We start from the raw sequence: 6,212 nt of genomic DNA on the forward strand, positions 1-6,212 counted from the left end.
TTTCCGTTTGACATCTTTTCAGTATGAAGACGTCTAAAATTAAAAACTTCTCGCTAATACCGACTTCTTGGTATTACCTCCCTAAGATTCCCATAACTGCTGATGTTAAGAAAAATAGTGCTAGATATAAAAGCTGGTATTGGTGATTCCCTAATTTACTTCTCACTAGCAGGTGCTAAAGAAAATGTAGCAGTAGAAATAAATAAAAGGAAAGTTAAAATTATGCGAGGATTTAAAGATAAACGGCATTAATATTGTAATTATTGTATATAAAGGTGTTGGAGCAAAGGATGACGAAAATACAATAAGTTGGGAAAGTTTAACTAAAACTTATGGTTCCTTTGATACGGCAACAATTGATTGTGACGACCATGAAAGAGTTATAACTCCTTATATAAAAGGAAATTCCAGATGTATTTGTAGAATGGGATAACGAATATACAGATTTAGTTAGTAACTTACACAGAAATGGGTACAAAGCTAAGGTTGAACGTACGTTAAAGAACTTAGGATTTATATATGCGATAAGATATTATCTTTAACGTACGTGATAAACTATATTAAACTAAGATTCCATGTGAAGTTGATGGTAAAAGTAAGTGTTGCAATTCCCACGTACAATAGGAAGGAAAAACTCAGAAGGCTATTAAACTCACTTAAAGAATCTACTTTTAAGGATTTTGAAGTTATAGTTGTGGACGACGCTTCTACTGACGGTACTGAGGTAATGATAAAAAATGAATTCCCTTACGTAAAATACATTAAACATGAGAAACCTACGTTAGTGGCTAAATCCAGAAATGATGCTATAGAAGCATCAGAAGGGGATTATATATTCTTTATAGACGACGATAATATAGTAGAAAGAGATACAATTGAAAAGCTTTTAAATTATATTGAAAAGCATGAGGAAATCGGAACGATAGCCCCAGTCACTTGCTATTACTCGTCTCCAGATAAGGTTATGTATGCTGGCGCAGTCTTCTCTAAGTTTATGAGAAGGACAATTTCCTTATATTCTGGCTTCCCTTGCAAGAGCTTAGAGGGGAAAGTGATAGAAGTAGATGTGTTTGCTAACAGTTACATGTTTAGAAAGGAAGCAATAAAGAAAGCCGGTTTAATTCCGTGGAGGAGAATACCTTGGAACGGGGAGGATGGGTATTTACAATATAAGATAAAGAAACTAGGATACAAGAACGTGACTTTAGGCTCTGCAAGGGTTTATCATGACGTGGATATGAAGGAGGGGGTTAGAAGGTATAATGAGATGAGATTGTATTATGCAATTAAATCAAAAATAGTTTTTCACAGAGATCTCGATCCTTTACCCAAAAAGGCGACTTTCTTCATGTCTCTTCCAATCTATTTAACGTATTGGATATACGTCGCAAACAAAGCAGGAAGAGGTATAAGAGGAGTTAAGGCAGTAGTGCAGGGTATTGTTGATGGGCTCTTTAACGTCGAGAAAAATAGGTATATCTGAGCCTATTTTAGCTTTTAATGGTAGAAGGCTTATTTCGGTCCGTCAATTTTCCTTAAATTTTTACTTACTGCCAAACATGTTGCTGATTTTCAAACTTGATTATACTTTCTTTCCTATAACCAATATTCTTGATCCTAATGATTTACTAATGGTTATAAGGAATTTTTCTATATGGTGTAATAGGCTATACTCTTTAGGCCATTATTTATTACAGTATATGCTTTTAAGACTTCAAATCCATTATCTTTAAAGAACTCAAGTAACGCTTTATAACTAAACACCCTTATATGACCAGCAACACCTTCTCTTAAATTGTATTTCTTTGGTCTCCCATAGTGTTTATTGGTAGATACTTCTGTACCAAGAGGTTGATACCCAAAAAGTAATAATAGTCTATTTGCAAACGAGGAAAGATTAGGAGTAGATATTACTAAGAAGCCATCCTTCCTTAAAGCCTTCCTTATTTCGGCTATTGCTTTATCCGTATCAAATAAATGTTCTATTACGTCTATTAGCAATACAACATCAAAAAATTCTTATTGAGTATTTAGCTTAAATCATATACAGTAGCATTTACAAATTTTATATTATGTAAAACTTTTTGTATATATTCAGGGGGTATATATAAATCCCCACTATAAGCGTTATTATCTTCACATATTGGCTTATAGAATACAAGGCGGCTCCAATTCTCCTCCTACGTCTAGGACATTATTAATATCCTTGGAAACAACAATTTTAATTCTCTCATTATATAATATAACATCCTCTTATTTTCTATTACGTTTTCCTAGTTCTTCTTCTAATGTACCCTCGTAAACTCTACGCTCCCTTAAGTAAAAATCCCTAAATGATTCGTCCATTACTTATCATAAAAAAATTAATCTAAGAGCATTTCTGTTTATCATTCCCGTTAAATTATGTTTTTATAATAACTCCTTAATATACCTGATATCTTAGAATTTTAGATATTTATAGGAGATAACTACGTAGACAGTATATCTTTCAGATTATCGACTTTCAATTAATAGAATAATAGAATTTATTTTATATTATTAAATATAATTCTAATATACGAAATTTAGTGATTTAGGGTTTTCTCAATAAATATAAACAATAATTAATTTTATTTTGATGCAAGAATTGTACCATTAACTGAAATATTAAACGGCAACTCATTATGCTTATAAATTCTAGTTTTGGTAAATCCATAAGCTTTAAGTTTCTCAATCAAATAATTTAAATCCCCAATCCTCTTACCGTTGATTACTGTAAGATATTCTATTCTAACAATCTGAAATTTCTGTATAGCTTTATCGTTAATAACTTGGAATTCCGCCCCTTTTATATCTAAATCTAATATATCTGGATTGGCAATGTTAAACTCATCTAAAATCGTAGAAATGCTTACACTTCTTACCTTTACCTTCTCCTTGTAATTATCATAAGCTGATATACCTCCAAAACATTTTGTATTAGGGAATTCTATTTCACCATCTTCTCCTATGGCCCAATTTTTTAATACTATTCGACTAGATAATTCTGGGTTTAATCTAAGATTTTGCATAGCTATATTATAACAGTCTAGCTGAGGTTCAAAAGCGTATACGTAAGCACCTTTTTTAGCATAATATAATGCAGTCTCGCCCACATATGCTCCAGCATGTATTACGTTTTTACCTTCTAAATTATAATCTATAAAATGAGTATCATACAGAAACGTTTCCGCAAATATTATATGATCAAATCCCTTAAGCGAAAATTTTATTCCATCTGGTGTAGTTATTGTATAGTTATTTTCATCTATTTTCCAGTCATTTCCTATTTCCACGCCGTATTTAATAGAGAAAAGATAAAGAGATAGTATATCCCTAAAGTTCTCTTTATTTACTTTAATACTAAGACCACTTGGAAACCTTATCTTACCCTTCTTAATTAAGAAGTGTAAATTATTTGTAAATCCATATTTATTGCTTAAAATAAGAAAAAAATAAGATAATTTATAAAATAATTCTCTCGCCATTACTTACCACCTTCTATATAAGGTCTATTTGAAGCTAATATATAAATGATGTTAGTTGATAATGTTTAAATTTCAACTTTAAGTGCTTATTAAATAATTAAATGTATATATCATCGAATAAAATATCTATTTATAAAATGTTTTCTTATACTATAAGGTAATAAAGATACAAAATATAATATTATAAGCAACCTATTTCTAAGGATTAAATCTAAAAATCTTGTAATATGTATATCATAGTTTGTACTATTCTCTTCAGAGAGAATTTTATGTTTTAAATACCAAAATAATAAACCTTCTCTTAGGCTGTAATCGAAATAACTATCTCTGAATACAGAATGTAATAAAATGAAGTCTTCGTAGAATTTCTCGGTCATAAATTGCACAAAAGGATAGAGCTCTTTCTCGTTTTTAGTATAATCTTTTTTGTCAGATACTCTAAACTTAGTAAATATTCTAGGATCTATCATTAGGCATCCCTTTTCGGTTAATGAAATGTAAAATAACGTATTATCTACTGCAAGATTAATTCTAGAAATTAAATCCATCCATGATCTTAATACACTAGCTCTTATCGCCATTGATGAAAGATTAAACTTAGCTTCTGTCTTAGCTATTTGCTTCCATATTTTTCGCTTATCATTACAAGCAAATATTATATTATGCCTATAGTCAGAAACAATCTCATTTATTTTTTTATTGCCAACAATTTCAAACATATTATGATAAAAAATTATATTGCTATCTTTTTCAAATATCTGAAAAATATTAGAAAGCCTAGCGGGCAGATATATGTCGTCATCCTCAAGAAAAGTTATAACGTCACCCGAACTGCTTTTAACTCCTTTAGATATTTTCGCCCCTAATCTAAAATCATTCTCTATTATTGAAATTATATTGTATTGTTTAGAAAGCCTCTCAATTTCAGGATCTATAACGCTATCTATATAATTTTTTACTATTATTATTTCTAATTTATCTTTCGGTAGATTATTATTTATAACTGAGCTTAAAGCTTCTAGAATATATTTTTTCCTATTATGTGCTGTAATTATTACGGAAATTTTATTAACATCCATTTTAACTATTATTAAGAGTACTTTAAACTTTATATTCTCTTCCATTATTAACTATTGCGTTAATACCTAGTTGAGTTGATAAGATTTTCGGTAAGCAGACTGAGTTAGTCTGCTTATAAATTCGATAAAAATTACGCACTTTGGCCTATTTTTGAAGCGATTACAAAATCTGCTCTATAGTTATTATTCTTCACAGTATTAACATTAAGCTATAGACGATTAATTACGCTAAAAATGTTAGTTAGTTTACAGTTTTTATTCGAATTAACTTTAGTAACGTAATTTCTAGTCCAGTGACGACATTATGTTATTCTTTAGCGATTTCGAGCAATTTATTTTTAAACTTTTCTAAAATTATATTTTTATCAAATAATTTAGCTCTCTCTATAGATTTATTTGAAAGAGTGTCGAACTTATACATATTATCTGATATGTTCATAAGATACTCAAGTTTTATAATAAATTCATTATCACTAGAAGCAAAATCAACACTTTCTATACCTCCAGAAATCTCTCTTAGAACTGGTAAATCTCTTGCTAGTACCAAATTACCTGACGCCAGACATTCCAGAAATGTTATCGGAAACTGTTCCCCGTATGTAGGTAAGATGCAAATTGAAGATTTTGCCAAGAGTTTAGTATATTCTTCTCTGTTTAACTTGCCTAGATATTTCAAATTTTTAGGCAACTTCATAGAAGGTTCATTTCCAGTAATATATATAGTCAGATCCTTTTTTACTTTGGCAATATTTAATAACGTGTTTATACCTTTTTCCCTGGTTACTGCACCAGGCGCTACTATTAAATTTTTGTCTTTTTCAACTCTTTTGAACTCACTTAAATCTACGAAATTAGGTATTATGAACACGTTATTGAATCCTCTCTTTATGAGTATTTCGTAATAAAATCTTGTAAGTACGTGGTGATAACCAATATTTCTTATTTTATAGTTAAGAAGACTATAATAAACGCGTTGAATATAGTTCCAATCGTTCTTGGCATGATAACCAAATATGATTTTGTTAATATTCTTGATATTCTTAAGAATAGGCAATTGACTACCAATAAATGAATTGAAATAATAAACTATCTCAGCTTCTTCAAGATCATTTTTTATATCGTTATAGTTAAATAAATGTAGACCAAAATATTTTTTTAAGGGTATAACTTTATATTCGAAACTTGTTACTACGTCTTTTATGTGACAACAATTTGTGGTTATAAGCTTTGCCTTGAATTCACTACTTCTATTTAAGTATTCAATAACTTGAGATTCCCATACCTCTCCTCCTCTTCCCACACTTAAATGAGGTATATTAAAGAATACTACCTCTACTGCCATGCCAATTACCTCTACTTCAAATTAAATATTCTTTTGTTGTCGTTATCTAAGTCGCCAAAAATTCCACAGTTTATTGCTCTTAAAACATATTTTAACGTCTCTTTTAACCCTAAACTCTCGTACAAATATAATACAAAGAAGGGTAAGTACTTGGAATAAGTTATCTCGACCTTGCGGCGAGTTAGTAGATATATATTATTCCTTAGCATTATATAATATCTCATTGGATTAGAATAAAAGGGATAACTTATCAAGTCTTTTCCAGTTAGCTTAGACAACAAATAA

4 protein-coding genes and 2 pseudogenes are annotated in these 6,212 nt (G+C 29.8%); 1 reads left to right on the top strand and 5 read right to left on the bottom strand.

The window, feature by feature from the left end:
• The first annotated feature begins 586 nt into the window (after window positions 1–586).
• Window positions 587–1,483, top strand: coding sequence for a glycosyltransferase family 2 protein (locus WIW89_RS00060; RefSeq protein ID WP_337719264.1), 897 nt, complete (start codon window positions 587–589; stop codon window positions 1,481–1,483).
• Window positions 1,484–1,650: 167 nt separating this feature from the next.
• Here WIW89_RS00060 and WIW89_RS00065 read toward each other — a convergent pair.
• From WIW89_RS00065 to WIW89_RS00085, 5 genes and pseudogenes are all read right to left on the bottom strand, one after another.
• A pseudogene (locus tag WIW89_RS00065) lies at window positions 1,651–2,004 on the bottom strand (class I SAM-dependent methyltransferase); the annotation flags it as partial.
• A 605-nt stretch (window positions 2,005–2,609) separates the two neighbouring features.
• A complete protein-coding gene (locus WIW89_RS00070; RefSeq protein WP_337719265.1) occupies window positions 2,610–3,506 on the bottom strand; it encodes an FkbM family methyltransferase in 897 nt (298 codons plus the stop codon).
• A gap of 110 nt (window positions 3,507–3,616) precedes the next feature.
• Entirely contained in the window at window positions 3,617–4,630 is a 1,014-nt protein-coding gene (locus WIW89_RS00075) for a glycosyltransferase family 2 protein (protein ID WP_337719266.1), read from the bottom strand.
• Between the two features lie 262 nt (window positions 4,631–4,892).
• A complete protein-coding gene (locus WIW89_RS00080) occupies window positions 4,893–5,927 on the bottom strand; it encodes a glycosyltransferase family 4 protein (RefSeq protein ID WP_337719267.1) in 1,035 nt (344 codons plus the stop codon).
• Between the two features lie 11 nt (window positions 5,928–5,938).
• Window positions 5,939–6,212 (bottom strand): annotated as a pseudogene (locus WIW89_RS00085) (glycosyl transferase family 2); the annotation flags it as partial.

Source organism: Stygiolobus sp. CP850M (assembly GCF_037389425.1).
Taxonomy (GTDB): Archaea; Thermoproteota; Thermoprotei_A; order Sulfolobales; family Sulfolobaceae; genus Stygiolobus.

Excerpts from the sequence above, each read along its gene's own strand:
- WIW89_RS00070 (WP_337719265.1), bottom strand. The coding sequence starts at position 3,506 with ATGGCGAGAGAATTATTTTATAAATTATCTTATTTTTTTCTTATTTTA.
- WIW89_RS00075 (WP_337719266.1), bottom strand. The coding sequence starts at position 4,630 with ATGGAAGAGAATATAAAGTTTAAAGTACTCTTAATAATAGTTAAAATG.
- WIW89_RS00080 (WP_337719267.1), bottom strand. The coding sequence starts at position 5,927 with ATGGCAGTAGAGGTAGTATTCTTTAATATACCTCATTTAAGTGTGGGA.
- WIW89_RS00060 (WP_337719264.1), top strand. The coding sequence starts at position 587 with ATGGTAAAAGTAAGTGTTGCAATTCCCACGTACAATAGGAAGGAAAAA.